At 68.0% G+C, this 16052-nt stretch carries 14 protein-coding genes; 8 read left to right on the top strand and 6 right to left on the bottom strand.

Translation table 11 applies throughout. The features are described 5' to 3' along the window. Positions 1-12 precede the first annotated feature (12 nt). A complete protein-coding gene (gene cyoA / locus ACIQCS_RS17575) occupies positions 13-1191 on the bottom strand; it encodes a ubiquinol oxidase subunit II (RefSeq protein ID WP_345848015.1) in 1179 nt (392 codons plus the stop codon). Positions 1192-1354: 163 nt separating this feature from the next. On the opposite strand from cyoA, the gene ACIQCS_RS17570 reads away from it, so the two are divergent. Further along, positions 1355-2680, top strand: coding sequence for an MFS transporter (locus tag ACIQCS_RS17570; RefSeq protein ID WP_345848017.1), 1326 nt, complete (start codon positions 1355-1357; stop codon positions 2678-2680). Between the two features lie 22 nt (positions 2681-2702). Here ACIQCS_RS17570 and ACIQCS_RS17565 read toward each other — a convergent pair whose 3' ends face one another. The 3 genes from ACIQCS_RS17565 to ACIQCS_RS17555 form a co-directional block, all read right to left on the bottom strand. Continuing rightward, entirely contained in the window at positions 2703-2882 is a 180-nt protein-coding gene (locus ACIQCS_RS17565; RefSeq protein ID WP_280278871.1) for a hypothetical protein, read from the bottom strand. Positions 2883-2947: 65 nt separating this feature from the next. Then, a complete protein-coding gene (locus ACIQCS_RS17560; RefSeq protein ID WP_345848019.1) occupies positions 2948-3451 on the bottom strand; it encodes a hypothetical protein in 504 nt (167 codons plus the stop codon). Further along, positions 3451-3789, bottom strand: coding sequence for a hypothetical protein (locus tag ACIQCS_RS17555; protein ID WP_345848020.1), 339 nt, complete (start codon positions 3787-3789; stop codon positions 3451-3453). The genes ACIQCS_RS17560 and ACIQCS_RS17555 overlap by 1 nt, the downstream gene beginning before the upstream one ends. A gap of 247 nt (positions 3790-4036) precedes the next feature. Here ACIQCS_RS17555 and ACIQCS_RS17550 point away from each other — a divergent pair, with 247 nt between their 5' ends. The 4 genes from ACIQCS_RS17550 to ACIQCS_RS17535 all read left to right on the top strand — a co-directional run bounded on the left by ACIQCS_RS17550 (position 4037) and on the right by ACIQCS_RS17535 (position 9753). After that, positions 4037-4741, top strand: a complete 705-nt coding sequence (locus tag ACIQCS_RS17550; protein WP_345848021.1) for an FCD domain-containing protein — start codon at positions 4037-4039, stop codon at positions 4739-4741. A gap of 100 nt (positions 4742-4841) precedes the next feature. Beyond that, on the top strand, positions 4842-5609 hold the full coding sequence (locus tag ACIQCS_RS17545; protein ID WP_345848023.1) for an EF-hand domain-containing protein: 768 nt from the start codon (positions 4842-4844) through the stop codon (positions 5607-5609). Positions 5610-5836: 227 nt separating this feature from the next. Next, the gene (locus ACIQCS_RS17540) at positions 5837-8080 is read left to right on the top strand and encodes a TonB-dependent receptor (protein ID WP_345848025.1); all 2244 of its coding nucleotides are present in this window, start codon (positions 5837-5839) and stop codon (positions 8078-8080) included. Positions 8081-8148: 68 nt separating this feature from the next. After that, positions 8149-9753 carry an AMP-binding protein gene (locus ACIQCS_RS17535; protein WP_345848027.1) on the top strand — a complete coding sequence of 535 codons (1605 nt, stop codon included), beginning with the start codon at positions 8149-8151 and terminating at the stop codon, positions 9751-9753. Positions 9754-9978: 225 nt separating this feature from the next. Here ACIQCS_RS17535 and ACIQCS_RS17530 read toward each other — a convergent pair whose 3' ends face one another. Together ACIQCS_RS17530 and ACIQCS_RS17525 are read right to left on the bottom strand one after the other, a co-directional pair. Continuing rightward, the gene (locus tag ACIQCS_RS17530) at positions 9979-11595 is read right to left on the bottom strand and encodes a carboxylesterase family protein (protein WP_345848029.1); all 1617 of its coding nucleotides are present in this window, start codon (positions 11593-11595) and stop codon (positions 9979-9981) included. Next, positions 11592-12881: an MFS transporter gene (locus tag ACIQCS_RS17525; RefSeq protein ID WP_345848030.1), complete on the bottom strand. Its 1290-nt coding sequence runs from the start codon at positions 12879-12881 to the stop codon at positions 11592-11594. The genes ACIQCS_RS17530 and ACIQCS_RS17525 overlap by 4 nt, the downstream gene beginning before the upstream one ends. Positions 12882-13022: 141 nt before the next feature. On the opposite strand from ACIQCS_RS17525, the gene ACIQCS_RS17520 reads away from it, so the two are divergent. From ACIQCS_RS17520 to ACIQCS_RS17510, 3 genes are all read left to right on the top strand, one after another. After that, positions 13023-13703: a TetR/AcrR family transcriptional regulator gene (locus ACIQCS_RS17520; protein ID WP_345848033.1), complete on the top strand. Its 681-nt coding sequence runs from the start codon at positions 13023-13025 to the stop codon at positions 13701-13703. Between the two features lie 83 nt (positions 13704-13786). Further along, complete coding sequence (locus tag ACIQCS_RS17515) at positions 13787-14680, top strand: SDR family NAD(P)-dependent oxidoreductase (protein ID WP_345848034.1); 894 nt, start codon at positions 13787-13789, stop codon at positions 14678-14680. Further along, complete coding sequence (locus ACIQCS_RS17510) at positions 14677-15996, top strand: family 1 glycosylhydrolase (protein WP_345848035.1); 1320 nt, start codon at positions 14677-14679, stop codon at positions 15994-15996. Before ACIQCS_RS17515 ends, ACIQCS_RS17510 begins: the two co-directional genes overlap by 4 nt. Positions 15997-16052: the final 56 nt, after the last annotated feature.

The raw sequence follows: 16052 nt of genomic DNA, 5'->3' as shown, positions 1-16052 counted from the left end.
CTCGATTCGCGATCAGGAGAGAGGACGCGGCCGGGTCTCGGACGCAACGCTGGGAGCGGTCGGGGTCGGCTCGGCCGCAGGCTGCTTCATGCCCGCGCCGGTCAGCGGCCTGGGGTTGCCCGGCTTCGGCGCGGCGCGGACGGCAATGTCCTGCTTGTCGGCGCAGATCTCGCCGACGAAGCTCTTGCCGGCATGCGCATGGGTGCCGCGGCCGCCGAACTTGTCATAGGCGAGCTGGCGGACGTTATGGAGCCCGGCCTTGCCCATGCCGCCCTGTGCGTCGAGCGCCATCATCTGGTGCATGCACATCTTGCCCGGCTCGACGCACAGGTTGGTGACCATGTCGAACAGCCCGGCCTCGACTCCGGCGAAGCGGCGCACCGGCTCCTTCTCGCTCGGGCGCTCAAGCTTCAGATATTCGGCGCGGTCGAGCGTGGCGCCGGCCTTCTTCGCCTCGGCGACCCAGGCATCGAAGCCGGCCTGGTCGGTGCTGTGCGCCTTGAAGCGCATCGAGGAGAAGCCGTGGCCGCTGTAATTGGCCGAAAAGCCCTGGAACACGCCGGTCTTGTCGAACACAGCGTTGAGCGGCGTCTCCATGGCCGGCATCGCATAGATCTGGCCGGCGAGCGCGGGGATGTAGAAGGAATTCATCACCGACGAGGCCGAGATCCGGAAGCGGATCGGGCGGCCGACCGGGGCGGCCATCTCGTTCACCGTGGCGATGCCCTGCTCGGGATAGATGAACAGCCACTTCCAGTCGAGCGCGACCACCTGCACCTCGAGCGGCTTGACGTCCGCGGCGATCGGCTTGCCCGGCGCGGTGCGCGAGAGCGGGCGATAGGGATCGAGCAGGTGCGTGCTCACCCAGGTGATCGCGCCCAGACAGATGATGATCAGCAGTGGCGCCGACCAGATCACCAGCTCGAGGCTGGTCGAGTGATCCCAGTCCGGCGCATAAGTCGCTTCCTGGTTCGACTCGCGATAGCGCCAGGCGAACAGCACGACCAGCGCCATCACCGGCACGATGATCAGCAGCATCAGCAGCGTCGAGACGATCACCAGGTCGCCCTGTTGACGGGCGACGTCGCCAGCGGGATTGAGCACGACCATGTCGCATCCGCACAACAGCGCGAATGCCGGCAGGATCAGCAGCGCACGGAGGCGTGCGAGGAGCGGACGGGGGCTAGGCATGGCGGGCGCCTAGGCTGCTCATGTTGCACCGCACATAGGACATTTTGTCCAATCCCTGCATTGTCTGCTATGGCGCAAGAGCGCCGCGCCGGGGGCACTCTAGCCTCCTCCACGGCGTTATGAAACGCGCTCGCGGCGCGTGTTGCAGGAAAGTTCGAACTCGATGAGCGGCGATACCGTCCCCACCCTTCCCGCCGAGCGCGACGCCCGTGCGCTGCACGCCGGCGGCCACCGCATCCATCCGGGCGAAATCGCCATCGGCGTGATCATCGGCCGCACGTCCGAGTTCTTCGACTTCTTCGTCTATGCCATCGCCTCGGTGCTGGTGTTCCCGAAGCTGATATTTCCCTTCCTCGATCCGCTACAGGGCACGCTCTGGTCATTCGCGATCTTCGCGCTCGCCTTCGTCACCCGCCCGTTCGGCACGCTGATCTTCACCGCGGTCGACCGCGCCTATGGCCGTGGCGCCAAGCTGACCATCGCGCTGTTCCTGCTCGGCGGCTCCACCGCATCGATCGCCTTCCTGCCCGGCTATGCCGATGTCGGCATCACCGCGGCACTGCTGCTCGCGCTGTTCCGCATGGGCCAGGGCGTGGCGCTGGGCGGCACCTGGGACGGCCTCGCCTCGCTGCTCGCGATCAACGCGCCCCATGACAAGCGCGGCTGGTATGCGATGATCCCGCAGCTCGGCGCGCCGCTCGGCCTGTTCGTGGCCAGCCTGCTCTTCGCCTTCTTCATCGCGGCCCTGCCTGCCGAGGATTTCCTCGGCTGGGGCTGGCGCTATCCCTTCTTCGTCGCCTTCGCGATCAACGTGGTGGCGCTGTTCGCCCGCCTGCGCATCGTGGTGACCCCGGAATATGCCCGCCTGTTCGAGGATCGCGCGCTGCAGCCCGCGCCGATCGCCGAAACCGTGCGCGCCGACTGGCGGATCATCGTGATGGGCGCCTTCGCCCCACTTGCCAGCTTCGCCATGTTCCACATGGTGACGGTGTTCCCGCTCTCCTGGGTGTTCCTCTACACCGAGAACAGCCCGGTGGACTTCCTGGTGATTGAGGCGGCCGCGGCGGTGGTCGGCACCCTTTCGATCATCCTCTCGGGCCGGCTCGCCGACCGGATCGGCCGCCGCACCCTGCTCGGCGTCTCGGCCGCGGCGATCGCGGCGTTCAGCGGCTTCGCGCCGCAGCTGCTCGCCGCCGGCGAGGTGGGCGAGATCGTGTTCATGCTGTTCGGCTTCGCGCTGCTCGGCATCTCGTTCGGCCAGTCCTCCGGCGCGCTCTCGTCGATGTTCTCCAAGCCGCACCGCTATACCGGCTCGTCGCTCACCTCGGACCTGGCCTGGCTGTTCGGCGCCGCCTTTGCGCCGCTGGTGGCGCTGTGGCTGGGCAGCAGCTTCGGGCTGCTCGCCGCGGGTGCCTATCTGCTTTCCGGCGCGATCGGCACGCTGGTGGCGCTGTGGCTGAACCGCGAGCTCGCCAAGACGATCGACTGATCCGGATGCGAGGCCGGCCGATTCAATCGGCCGGCCATGCCTCGAGCGCGATCCAATCATATTTCTGGCGCCGCAGCATCGGCACGCGGCAATAGCGGCACCGGCTCGTGAAACGGCCATTGCGCGCCGGGCGGACATTGCTTCGGTTGCGCTCATGCTTTCCGGCAACGCAACGCGCGCGCCCTGCTATCCAGCGGAACATTTCTTCTCCTGTCTCCGGCGATCCCCGGGCCGCCGCACCGATGCGGATGCCCGGGGACCGGGATCTCATTCGGCGGGTTCGCCGCAATCGGCCGACTGGAATGTGCCGACCTGCCGGTTCTTGAGGGTCATCGGCTGACCGTTATGCTCGAAGCTGAGCACGGCATCGAGCGTGAAGCCGGCGGCGGTATAGCTGCCCTTGAACGACATCAGGCCCTTGGCCGGGCCCTTCGCCTCGAAATCGATCACCCCGCCCGAGGCCCGGTTGCGGACCACCGTCCAGCCGGGCTGCACGTCCTTGGCCGCGACATAGCCGCCCTTCGCCAGCGTCTCCGCGGTGATGCAGCGCTCGCTCTCCTCCTCCGCATCGCCGGTCTGGACGATCTTGTAGAGGCCGGGGCGGAGCGACCCGCCAAAACCCTGAAGGGCCGGCTGCGCCGCGGCGGCGCCGGCGTTGGCACTGGCATTGGCGGCCGGTTCCTGGCCGCATCCGCCCAGCAGGCACGGCAGCAGCAGCGAAAGAGTCGCGATCCGGCGCGCGGCGCGAACATACCCGACATGGTGCATCATCAGCAGCCGCTCCCCTCGCCGGAGCTGTCCTGGCCGGACGAGGCCGGCTGGCTGGCAGCGACGTCGATCGCCGTGCTCGCCGCGGTGCTGGCGAGATAGGCATCGCCTCCCACCCGGCCGGCAACGCCGCCGATCAGGCCCGAATTGCGCGCGGCGCGCAGCACGCCGCCGAGCCCGAGGCCCTTCTTCTTCTTTTTCTTCGGCTTGCACTCCGGCGTCGCCTGGCCGGCATCGGCGGAAGCGGCCGGCGCCGTCTGCGGAACGTCCTGGAAACCCGCCTGGGCGGGAATCGCGAGCAGGATGGCCGCACAGGATGCGGCCGCAACGATCTTTCTCATCACATGGTTCTCCTTGAGCAAGGCGGCCATGCGTCGAACCATCGGAACAAGGGGGACGCGCAGAGCCGCGCCCGCGACCCGTGGCAGCGGACCGGGCCGGCACGAAGATTTCTGCGACCAAAGCCGCCAGGGTGCGACGAAGCCGGCCGGCGGAACGGTTCTTGTTTGCCTTGTCCGCCATGGGGTTTGGGATAGGCTGGCCCCCACCGGACAAGCGATCGCCTCTGCAGCAAAGGAAGAACCGCGCGTGACAGCGTCTCCATCCAGGCCGCAGGGCGAGACGCGCCCCCGGCTTGGGCACAACCTGACCCATGGCCTGCTCGATCGGCTGGGGCACGCGATCGTCACCGGCCATTATGCGCACCGGCCCTTCCCCACCGAAGCGGAGCTTGCCAGGCAGCACGGCGTGAGCCGCTCCGTGACTCGCGAAGCGGTGAAGATGCTCACCGCCAAGGGCCTGCTGAGCGCCCGTCCGCGCCAGGGCACCATGGTGGAGCCGACTTCGTCCTGGAACCTGTTCGACACCGACGTGCTGCGCTGGCTGTTCGAACGGCGCTCCCCGGCAGACCTGCTGGTCCAGCTCCACCAGCTGCGCGTCGCGATCGAACCCGAAGCCGCAGCGCTCGCCGCCCGCTTCGCCACCGATGCGGACATCGAGGCGATCGGCGGGGACCTCGCCAGCTTGGGCGGCGTCGGTAAAGCACCGGACGACCTGCTCAAGGCGGCCATCGCCTTCCACACCGCCGTCCTGCGCGCTTCGGGCAATCCCTTCTATCTCCAGTTCCGCGATATGGTCGGCACCGCGATCCGCGTCGCCGGACGCCTGAACGGCCGCTCCGCCAGCGTCGCGGACCATGGCCGGGCGCTCGCGGCGATCCGGGCACGCGATCCCGAGGCCGCCCGCGCCGCGATGCGCGTGCTGATCGATGCGCAGGGGACCGGGCCGGCCTGATCTCCGGCCGGTGCTTGCCTCTCCGGGTTGCAACAAATCGAAATCCCCGCGCGCGCCAATGCTCCCAAAGCATCGCCGACACGATCTTCACGGGGATTTCATGCAGGATTCGAAGCCGTTCGGCGCACGCCGGCATCTGATGCGCGCCGCCATTCTGGGCGCAGCGCTGACCCTGGCCGCGCCGGCCTTCGCCCAGATGGGCCCCGGAGGCGGCGGCTTTCCAGGCGGTGGCGGCCCGGGCGGGCATGGCGGTCGTGGCGGCCCTCCCGGCGGCGGCCCGCGCGGCGAGCGCCCGCGCATGATCAAGCCGATCAAGCGCGACCAGCTCGACAAGGCGGTGACCGGCATGTTCCGTGCCGCCGACCGGAATGGCGACGGGCTGGTGACTTTCGAGGAGCTCAAGTCCGTCATTGAGGCCCGCCGCGACGCGCGCATCAAGGCCCGGTTCGAACGGATCGATACCAATCATGACGGCTCGATCAGCACCGCCGAGTTCTTCGCCTGGCAGCACGACATGGGCTCGCTCGCATCGTCCGAGCACCAGCCGGTCGCCGAGATGGGCGGCCCCGTGCCCGAAAGCATCGCGCCCGAGCTGGACGACGATATGGAGGGCATGGCGCTCCGCCGGCTGATCGAACCGCTGAGCGCGATGGTGATCGTCAACGCCAATACCAATTACGACAACGGCGTGTCGCTCGACGAGCTGCTCGCCTATGAGCGCAAGCGCTTCGATGCCGCCGATGCCGATCATGACGGCGTGCTGAGCATGGAAGAGCTGCGCAGCCTGGAGCCGCGCGATCGCGGCCCCGGCGGACCAAGGGGTCCTGGCCCCGGCGGCCCGATGGGACGCCCTCCCCGCGAGGACTGAGCGGCACGCCATCGATCGCGCCACCCGCAGGGCCTCCTGCCCCAGGGGCGGCGCGCCGCCTTCCCGCTCTTCCGGAGATCGAGGGCAACTCGGCCACCAGGGGAACTCCTTCCGCTTCGCTATATTCACTCGGTAGAGAATTAGTGTTGCAAGCCCTCCGGCTTTGCGGCATCCTCGCCCGACCGTGCCGAAGAGCGCGGCTGGAGATGGATGTGGGAGGGACCCTGATGAGATACCGTCCGTTGCTGCTCGGCGCCTCGGCGCTGGCCCTGGTCTGGAGCGGCGGCGCCGCGGCGCAGACCGCCACCCCGGAAGCGCAGCACGCGCCCGACGCTTCGGGCGAAGAGAGCGAGATCGTCGTCACCGCGCAGCGCCGCAGCGAGAATCTGATGACCACCGCGGTCTCGGCCTCGGTGCTGTCGGGCACCCAGCTCGACAACAAGGGCGTCGCCAATGTCGACGCGCTGCAGTTCGCGATGCCCAGCGTCGTCGTCAACAATTTCGGCCAGGGCAACGACTTCAACGTCCGCGGCATCGGCAAGGCCGAGCACAATACCCAGACCACCACCGGCGTGATCACCTATCGCGACGGGGTGCCGACATTTCCGGGATACGTGCAGGGCGAGCCCTATTACGACGTCGCCAACATCCAGGTCCTGCGCGGCCCCCAGGGCACGATCGTCGGCCAGAACGCCACCGGCGGCGCGGTGTTCGTCAACACCAACGACCCGATCATCGGCGGCGGCATCCACGGCTATTTCAACCTGAACTACGGCAACTACAACGAAGCCGGCGTCCAGGGCGCGGTGAACCTGCCGCTGAGCGACACCTTCGCCGCGCGCGTGGCGCTCTATGGCTCGCGCCGCGACAGCTTCTACAACATCACCGGCCCGAACGGTGGCCCCTATCCCTATGACAAGGGCAATGTCGGCATCATGGCCGCGCGGGTCAGCTTCCTGTGGAAGCCGAGCGACCGCCTGTCGGTGCTATGGAAGACCGATCTCGGCCATCTCGACATGGGCGCTTATCCGGCATCGCCCTATTCCAACTATTTCAAGACCCTGCCCGGCACCACCACGCCGAACCCCAATCATCGCGACCTGTTTGACGTGTCGTTCAACGCGCCGCAGGCGGCCCGCGACGAGTTCGTCCGCTCGACCCTGAAGGCCGAATATGAGTTCGACGGCGGCGTGAAGCTCCGTTCGGTCTCGAGCTATCAATGGGCCAACACCATGTACCGCGCCGACCTGGACGGCACCGCGACGGGCATCAGCACCTTCTTCGACAGCGTCGACGAGCAGCAGATCACCACCGAGCTCAACCTGATCTCGCCCGACAACCAGCGCGTCACCTGGCTGCTCGGCGCCTTCGGCCTGTGGAACGACTATTATTTCCGCAAGCCCTATCAGTTCATCATCGACCTTGCCGATCCGTTCAACCTGCCATCGGCGCAGTACAAGCTGCAGGGCACCAACCCGACGCGTTCGCTGGCGGCGTTCGGCCAGATCGGCTTCGCGATCACGCCCAGCCTGAAGATCGATGCGGGCGTCCGCTACACCGCCAGCCGATCGACCAACCATGTCGATGTGCTCCAGTACGGCACCTATATCCGCCAGGACCAGACGGTGAAGTCCGACAATCTGTCGTACAAGGTCTCGCTCGGCTGGAAGGCGAGCGACAGCCAGTATCTCTACGGCTTCGTCGCCACCGGCTTCCGCCCCGGCGGCCTGAACGTGCCGGTGGGCCTGGGCCTGCCCGCGCCGTTCAAGCCCGAGGAAGTGACGTCGTTCGAGGCCGGCTGGAAGGCCAATTGGGCGGGCGGCAAGATCCGCACGACGCTCACCGGCTTCTACAACGACTACAAGAACTTCCAGGTCATCATCGGCTATCCGGACTTCCCGACCTTCGGAATCGAGCTCAACGTGCCGGGCAAGACCAGGATCTACGGCTTCGAAGCGGAGACCCAGTTCCACTTCGGCAAGCTGCAGCTCGATGCCGGCATCAACGTGCTGCACAGCGAGCTGGGCACTTTCTACGCCGTCGATACGCGCAACCCGCCGGCGGGCACCCCCGCCGATCCGGTGCGGCCGTGCAGCCCGGCGACGGGCCCGGCCGGCGGCAAGTGCCTCGACCTGACCGGCCGGCGCCAGACCTATGCGCCCAACCTGACCTTCAACCTGGGCGCCCAGTACGAGCTGGAGCTGAAGAGCGGCGACAAGATCACTCCGCGCGTCAACTTCGGCCATGTCGGCGATCAATGGGCGACGCTGTTCCAGAGCAGCGCGCGCGGCGACCATCTGGAGGCGCGCAACATCCTGAATGCGCAGCTGGCCTATCAGCACGACAGCTGGACGGCGACACTCTACGCCACCAATCTGACCGATCAGCATTATCCGGCGGCGCTCAACTCCGGCCTCTATTTCGCCGGCCCGCCCCGCCAGTACGGCATCAAGCTGCTCAAGACCTTCTGATCTTCCTGCCGGCCGCCGGGGCTCCCTCTCCGGCGGCCATTCCTTCCCTCCGTGCGCCCCAAGGTTTCATGCAGCCCTACGGACTGACAGTAGACAAGTTCCTCGATCATGCCGCCAAGTGGTTCCAGGACTGCGAGGTGGTGGAGGCGGATGCGGGGGCGATCGTCCGGCGGAGCAGCTATGCGGCGCTCCGCGAGCGCAGCAACCGCCTGTCGGGCGCGCTGATCGCGCTGGGGCTGGAGCCGGGCGACCGGGTGGGCACGCTCGCCTGGAACACGATCCACCATTTCGAGATCTATTATGCGGCGATGGGCGTGGGGCTGGTGTGCCACACGCTCAACCCGCGGCTGACCGCGGCGCATCTCGCCGCGATGATCGGCGAGGCCGGCAACCGCGTGCTGGCGGTGGCGGCCGACCTGCTGCCCCTGGCCCGCGAAGTGATCGCGCAGTGCCCGGCGATCGAGCATGTCGTCATTCTGGACGGTCCGGACGCCGATGCGGACGCCCTCGGGTCGCACCGGGCGCGCATCTGGGGGCATGAGGCATTGCTGGCGGCGCATGGCGAACCCGTCGCCTGGGGCGCGTTCGACGAGAATGCGCCGGCGGGGCTCTGCTATACCAGCGGCACCACCGGCAGCCCCAAGGGCGTGATCTATACCCACCGCTCCAACTATATCCACACGCTGCGGGCGCTCCAGGCCGATGCGGTGGCGATCACCGCGCGCGACACGCTGCTGCTCGGCGTGCCGATGTTCCACGCCAATGGCTGGGGCATGCCCTTCGCGGCACCGGCCGCCGGCACCAAGCTGGTGCTGCCGGGGCGGACGCTCGACGGGTCCAGCCTGGCCAGGCTGATCCGCGAGGAGGGCGTGACCGTGGCCGTCGGCGTGCAGACCGTCTGGCTGACGCTGGCCGACCAGGCCGAGGCGACGGGCGAGGCCTTCCCCACGCTGGAGCGCGTGCTGATCGGCGGGTCGAGCTGCCCGGACGCGCTGATCCGGCGGCTGGAGGAGAAGCTGGGCGCCGCCGTGCAGACGAGCTGGGGCATGACCGAGCTTTCGCCGATCGGCACCATGGCGCCACGCGACCTGCCGGCGGACGCGCCCCGCGCATCGGGCCGGCCGGCCATGGGGATCGACCTGAAGCTCACCGATGCCGAGGGCAACGCGCTGGTGCCGCAACGCGGCGTGCTGGGGCATCTGAAGGTGAAGGGCCATAGCGTGATCGAGCGCTATTTCCGCGCCGAGGCGAGCGCCCTGGACCCCGAGGGCTATTTCGACACCGGCGACCTGGCGATGCTCGACGAGGCCGGCAACCTGACGATCTGCGGGCGGGCCAAGGACCTGATCAAGTCGGGCGGCGAGTGGATCAACCCGAACGAGATCGAAGCGATCATAGGCACCCATCCCGCCGTCCGGCACGTCGCGGTGATCGGCCGTACCGACGACAAATGGGGCGAGCGGCCGGTGCTGATCGTCGAGACCCAGGGCGCCGAGGGCGACCCGCGCGCACTGCTCGCGCTGCTGCGGGGCAAGGTCGCCGACTGGTGGATCCCGGGCGAGGTGGCCGAGGTGGAGGCGATGCCGCTCGCGGCTTCGGGGAAGATCGACAAGAAGCGGCTGCGGGATGACTATGCCGAAGGGCGGATCATGGGGCGGAAGCTGGGGCGGTAGGATTTCCCAAGCCCCTCCCCCTGCTCGCCAATAGCCGTCATCCCGACGAAAGCCGGGATGACGGCTTGGAGGAGACAATTGCCCCACATTACCTCGTCATCCCGGCCTTGAGCCGGGATCCCGCTTCTTCTTCCGTCAGTGGGGCAGCGGGACCCGGGCTCAAGGCCGGGGCGACGGTTGAAGGAAATGAGTCCCCAGCCTTCCCCTCCCGGATGCGGAAGGCCCTCAATCGCACCCCGCTGCCTTGGGCGGGAGCTTGGGCGAGGCCAGGCCGGCGTTCCAGTTCCACGCCACGCCCGCGGCACGGCGGCGGCAGACCACGGCCTCATACTGGTCGTACATCCCCGGCATCAGGCCGTTCTCCGCCCGAGGGGCATCGGTGATGTGGAGATAGGTGCGCGCCTTGCCAAAGGCCGGCCAGGCCACGCCGGGCGTGCCCGTCTTGGCGAAGCTGGTCCAATAGCCCAGCATCGCATCCGAGAGCGGGCGGTCGCTCTCCGGCATCGCCGGCCATTTCGGCGGCAGCGGCGCCAGGTTGCCGAACACATAGGGCAGCTCGCTGGCATGAAAGGCATGCAGCCCCGCCGCCTCCATCGCCGGATAGCCATGATCCCACAGATAGACCCAGGCAGGCTGGCCGACCGCCGTCTGCTTGCGGGCGAGCCGCTCGGTCGTCCAGCCATAGAGCGCGTCGCGGCTCGTCGCCAGGATGCTCTCCTTGTAGTCCGCCGCGGGATAAAGCTTCAGAAAGGCATCGGCGAATTCGCCATATTTCTCGCGGATCGCCTTCTCATAGCCCTCGGCCGTCGCGGGGGCCTTGGGCGCCAGCACCATCAGCGAGCGGATCTCGCCCTGGTTGAAGCCGGTGAGGATCGGCACCGGCGCCTGCTTGCCCTGGTCGAACGCGTCGACCATCTGGGTCGGCAACACCAGCCCGTCGACCACACCGAACGGGAAGAAGCCGAGCTTGGCGGCGCTGTCGGTAAGGGTCTGGGCGTCCATGCCGCGCAGCGCGGCGAGGTCCGGCGCCTGGACGCCGGCCGCCAGCATCGTGCCGACCGCCTCGGCCGAGGGCGCTCCATAAGCCTGCTTCTTCAGCTCGGGCATGGCGACCATATAGGCGCTCTGCGCGATTGCCTTGCTGAAGGTGCCGCGGGCGAGCGGGGACTCCATCAGGAACATCACGCTGAGCCCGCCGGCGGATTCGCCCGCGATCGTCACCCTGGCGGGATCGCCGCCGAACGCCGCGATATTGTGCTTCACCCAGGCGAGCGCCGCCATCTGATCGAGCAGGCCGTAATTGCCCGACACCTTCTGCGGCGATTCGGCCGAGAGCGCCGGATGGGCGAGCCAGCCGAGCACCCCCAGGCGATAGTTGATCGAGACGACGATCACGCCCTGCTCGGCCATCTTCCTGCCGTCGTACATCGGCTCGCGGCTGGATCCGCCCGAGAGCGCGCCGCCATGGATCCAGAAGAAGACCGGGGCCTTCTTCGCATCGGCCGGCGCCCAGATGTTGAGCGTCAGGCAGTCCTCGCTCACCGGCAGCGGCGCCGCGGGAGAATAGACCGAGACCGGCGTCTTGCTCTGCGACTGGACGCAGGCCGGGCCGAAATCCTTCGCGTCGCGCACGCCCTGCCAGGGCTGCATCGGCGCGGGCGGGCGCCACCGCATGCCGCCGACCGGAGGCACGGCATAGGGAATGCCCTTGAACACGCGGATATCGCCCTCGCGCGTGCCGCGCACGCTGCCCGAGGGCGCACCGATCACCGGCTCCTGTGCGAGCGCGGTGCCGGAGAGCAGCAAGGCGGCGGCAATGGCGGCGTGGCGGAACGGCTTCATGCGGGCACCTTTGCGGCTTGCTCGGCGCGCAGGATGCGGGCGAGCGTGAGGAAGAGCGCGATCGCGATCAGGTAGAAGGGCGAGAGCGTGTAGAGCGCGAGCTGCAGGCCATGCTCCCAGCCATGGGCTTTGAACCAGTCGCTGGCGGCGCCGACATAGGTGGGCCCGAGGCCGAGGCCGATGAAGTTCATCACCAGCAGCAGCAGCGCACCCGCGAGCACGCGCTGATCGGGGCGGACCTCCTCCTGCACCAGCGCGACCGAGGCGGAGAGATAGAAATAGTTGAAGCAGTTGACGATGGTCAGCAGCAGCAGCGCGAGCGGCCAGCCCGGCGCCCAGACAAAGGCGATGTAGAAGGGCAGCGCCACGGCGAGCGAGAGGGCGGGGCCGAGCGCGTAGACGGTGCGCGAGCGGCGGCTCAGCCGGTCGATCACCCGGCCGGAGATGAGCATCGCCGCGCTCATGCCGATGCCGACGACCAGCGCGTACCAGACCGCGATCTCGGACAGGGTCATCCCCTTTTCGCGGATCAGGAACAGCACCGCGAAATTGCCCAGGCCATAAGTGACGAACTGGGTGGCGCCGCTGCCGAGCGCGGCGAGCATGAGCACCGGGTGGGTGAAGAACATCCAGCAGGTGCCCCAGAAAGGCGCCTTGGTGGTGGCAGTCCGGACGGCGGCGGGTTCGGGCGCAAGGTCGGTCGCGCCGCGCTTCGGCTCGCGCACGATGATGCGGACCAGAATCGCAGTGACCACGCCGACGATGCCGATCGCCACGAAGGCGTCGCGCCAGTCGAAGATCGCGGCGATCGTCGCGCCGAACGCGATGCCCAGCGCCGCGCCGATCGGCGGGCCCAGGTTGAAGATGCCGAAGGCCGTGCCGCGCTCGCCCGGGCGGAAGGTGTCGGTGATGATCGCATAGCTGGGCGGCACCCCGCCTGCCTCGCCGAAGCCCACGGTCATACGCGCGATGACAAGCTGGGTGTAGCTGGTGGCGAGGCCGCAGGCGATCGTCGCCCCGCTCCAGATCGCGCAGGCGAGCGACAGGATCGTCACCCGGTTGGTGCGATCGGCCAGCCAGCCCACGGGAATCGCGATGAAGCAGTAGAACATCGCGAAATACAGCCCGCCGATCAGCCCGAGCTGGCCGTCGGTGACGTGGAGCGAATCCTGGATCGGCTTGGCGAGGATCCCGAGGAGCTGCCGATCGAGGAAATTGAGCACATAGACGAAGGTGAGCGTGACGAGCACGATCCAGCGGCGGGCGCCGCTTGCCTGGGTTTCCACGCTTCCTCTCTCCCTGACGGTTTTTCCGCCTTTGCCGCATCATGCGGGCAAGCGCGCGATGCTGTCAACACACACTATCACGCGTGTGAATATCTGCACGGAGGCTTGACGCTAAGCCCTTAGACGGGAAGGAACACAGGCGTGACCGAAACCGCCAAACCCGTTCGCCGCTCCCGCAAGGCCGAGCAGCGCGCCGAGACGATGGAGCAGATCTACGATGCCGCCGAGGCGCTGTTCTCGCAGCACGGGCTATACGGCGTCACGCTCAAGGACGTCGCCAAGCAGGTGGGCGTGCACCACACGCTGCTCAACTATTATTTCGCCGACAAGAAGGCGTTGTTCGATGCCGTCTTCGCCCGCCGCGCGGTGGTGACCAGCGAGCGGCGGATGCAGGCGCTCGACGCGTACGAGGCCGAATGCGGCGGCAAGCCGACGGTGGAGGGCGCGCTGCGGGCGTTCCTCGATACCGATCTCGACACCTATATCCAGGGCGGCGAGGGCTGGAAGAACTATGCCAAGCTGGGCGCGCAGGTCGCCAACACCCCGGCCTGGGGTGCCGACCTGATGGACGCGCATTTCGACCCTGTCGTGCTGCGCCTGATCGGCCTGCTCAAACAGGCCCTGCCCGATTGCGCCGAGGAGGACATCTTCTGGGGCTATCACTTCGTCACCGGCGCGCTGATGCTCACGCTGGCGCGCACGGGCCGTATCGACAAGCTCTCCAACGGCCTCTGCCATTCGGACGACTTCGCCGCGGTGAAGGAGCGCATGGCTTCGTTCATGGCCGCCGGCTTCCTCGAGATCTGCAACCGGGGCAGATAGCACCATATATTCGCTATCTTGCTAGTGAACTACTGCAGCGCTACCAAGCGATCCGTCGATAGAGTCGAGAAACGGAGAGCGGAATGTCGCTGGCGGGTCGTGTAGCAATCGTGACGGGTTCGGGCGGGGGACTGGGGCGCGCGCATGCGCTGTACCTGGCGAGCAAGGGCGCCCGCATCGTCGTCAACGACCTGTCGCAGCCCGCGGCCGACGCCGTGGCCGCCGAGATCCGCGCGGCGGGGGGCGAGGCGATCGCCTTCGCTGCATCGGTGACCGACGAGGCCCGCATCGCCGCGCTGGTCGCCGAGACGCTGCACCGCTTCGGCCGCATCGACATATTGGTCAACAATGCCGGCATCCTGCGCGACAAGAGCTTCGCCAAGATGAGCATGGACGATTTCCGCCTGGTGGTGGACGTCCATCTGATCGGCGCGGCGATCTGCTGCAAGGCAGTGTGGGAGACGATGCGCGCGCAGAATTACGGGCGGATCGTGATGACCACTTCCTCCTCGGGTCTGTACGGCAATTTCGGCCAAGCGAATTACGGCGCCGCCAAGATGGCGCTGGTCGGCCTGATGCAGACGCTGGCGATCGAGGGCGAGAAATACGGGATCCGCGTCAACAGCCTGGCCCCCACCGCCGCGACCGGCATGACCGAGGGCGTGCTCTCCGCCGAGAGCCTCGAGATGCTCGCGCCCGAGCTGGTGAGCCCGGGCCTGCTCGCGCTGGTCGGCGAGGACGCGCCCAGCCGCGCGATCCTCTGCGCCGGCGCAGGCCATTTCGCCGCCGCGCATGTGACCCTGACCGACGGCATCCAGGTCGGCCGGAGCGATGATGCCGGCGAACGGGTCGCCGCCGAATGGAGCGCGGTGGCGGACCGCGCGGACGAGATCGTCCCCGCCTACGGCTTCACCCAGGCCGAGCGCGAAGTCGCGGCCGCCACGCAGCGCGCGCCGGTCGCCGCGACGGCGCGGTGAGCGACGACCTCCGCCTCGGCCGCCGCGAGTTGATCGCGGCCGCCGCGCTGGGGGCGGCCGTGGCCTCTCCCGTGGCGGCCACACCCCTTGCCCGCCGCAAGCCCGCCCCGCCGGGCTTCCTGTGGGGCACGGCGATCTCCGCCTATCAAAGCGAAGGCAACAACACGAACGCCGACGCCTGGCTGATGGAGAATCTGCAGCCGAGCATGTTCAAGGAGCGCTCGGGCGACGCCTGCGACTCCTATCATCGCTATGCCGAGGATTTCGCGCTAGCGGCGAAGCTTGGCTTCAACAGCTACCGGCTCGGCGTCGAATGGGCGCGGATCGAGCCGAGCGAGGGCCATTTCTCCAACGCCGAGCTCGATCATTATGCGCGGATGCTCGAGGCGTGCCGTGCGCACGGCCTGCGCCCGATCGTGACGCTCAACCATTTCACCACGCCGCTCTGGTTCGCGCAGCGCGGCGGCTTCGAAGTGGCGGACGCGCCGCAGCTGTTCGCACGCTATTGCCGCAAGGTCGCCGAGCGGCTGGGCGGGCTGATGCACATGACGACGACCTTCAACGAGGCGAACATCCGCCTGCTGGTCGACATGATGCCGGGGATCGCGACGTTCGTGCCGGTGGTGAAGGCAGCGATCGCCGCCGCGGCACGGGCGACCGGCTCGCCGAAATTCTCGCGCCTGGCCTATGCCGATCCGGCGGTGGTGACTCCGATCATGCAGGCGGCGCACCGCCAGGCCTATGCCGCGATCAAGGAGGTCCGCCCCACCCTGCCCGTCGGCATCACCCTGACCACGCAGGACGTGCAGGCCGATACGCCGGAGCGCGCCGCCTATTATCGCGACAAGCTCTATGGCGAATGGGTGCAGGTGGCGCGCGAGGCGGCCGATTTCTTCGGCGTCCAGACCTATACCCGCTTCATGTTCGACGCGAACGGCGTGGTCGCTCCGCCCAGGGACGCGGAAATGACGATGGCGGGGTATGAATTCTATCCCCGGGCGCTCGCCAACACGATCCGCTGGGCGCATCGCGAGATCGGCAAGCCGATCTACGTGACCGAGAGCGGCATCGCGGCGAAGGACGATGCCCGCCGCATCGCCTTTATCGACCAGGCGCTGGACGGCGTGCGCGCCTGCCTGGACGAGGGCATTCCGGTGCACAGCTATCTCTACTGGTCGCTGCTCGACAATTTCGAATGGACCTCGGGCTATGGCGTGCCGTTCGGGCTGGTCGCGGTGGACCGCGAGACGCTGAAGCGCACCCCGCGCCCGAGCGCGCTGCACCTGGGGGCGATCGCGCGGGCCAACCGGATTTAACTGGTCCCACATTCTTCCTTCGTCACCCCGGCCTTGAGCCGGGGTCCCGCTGCCTT

Origin of the sequence: Sphingomonas sp. NPDC092440, from assembly GCF_044754985.1 — a bacterium.
Lineage (GTDB): Bacteria > Pseudomonadota > Alphaproteobacteria > Sphingomonadales > Sphingomonadaceae > Sphingomonas.
The sequence above is the reverse complement of the archived record's forward strand: the minus strand, read 5'-3'. Positions and strand labels throughout refer to the sequence as shown.

Bases quoted from the DNA above. Each gene is read 5' to 3' on its own strand.
- cyoA (WP_345848015.1), bottom strand. From the start codon at position 1,191: ATGCCTAGCCCCCGTCCGCTCCTCGCACGCCTCCGTGCGCTGCTGATC.
- ACIQCS_RS17570 (WP_345848017.1), top strand. From the start codon at position 1,355: ATGAGCGGCGATACCGTCCCCACCCTTCCCGCCGAGCGCGACGCCCGT.
- ACIQCS_RS17565 (WP_280278871.1), bottom strand. From the start codon at position 2,882: ATGTTCCGCTGGATAGCAGGGCGCGCGCGTTGCGTTGCCGGAAAGCAT.
- ACIQCS_RS17560 (WP_345848019.1), bottom strand. From the start codon at position 3,451: ATGATGCACCATGTCGGGTATGTTCGCGCCGCGCGCCGGATCGCGACT.
- ACIQCS_RS17555 (WP_345848020.1), bottom strand. From the start codon at position 3,789: ATGAGAAAGATCGTTGCGGCCGCATCCTGTGCGGCCATCCTGCTCGCG.
- ACIQCS_RS17545 (WP_345848023.1), top strand. From the start codon at position 4,842: ATGCAGGATTCGAAGCCGTTCGGCGCACGCCGGCATCTGATGCGCGCC.
- ACIQCS_RS17540 (WP_345848025.1), top strand. From the start codon at position 5,837: ATGAGATACCGTCCGTTGCTGCTCGGCGCCTCGGCGCTGGCCCTGGTC.
- ACIQCS_RS17535 (WP_345848027.1), top strand. From the start codon at position 8,149: ATGCAGCCCTACGGACTGACAGTAGACAAGTTCCTCGATCATGCCGCC.
- ACIQCS_RS17530 (WP_345848029.1), bottom strand. From the start codon at position 11,595: ATGAAGCCGTTCCGCCACGCCGCCATTGCCGCCGCCTTGCTGCTCTCC.
- ACIQCS_RS17515 (WP_345848034.1), top strand. From the start codon at position 13,787: ATGTCGCTGGCGGGTCGTGTAGCAATCGTGACGGGTTCGGGCGGGGGA.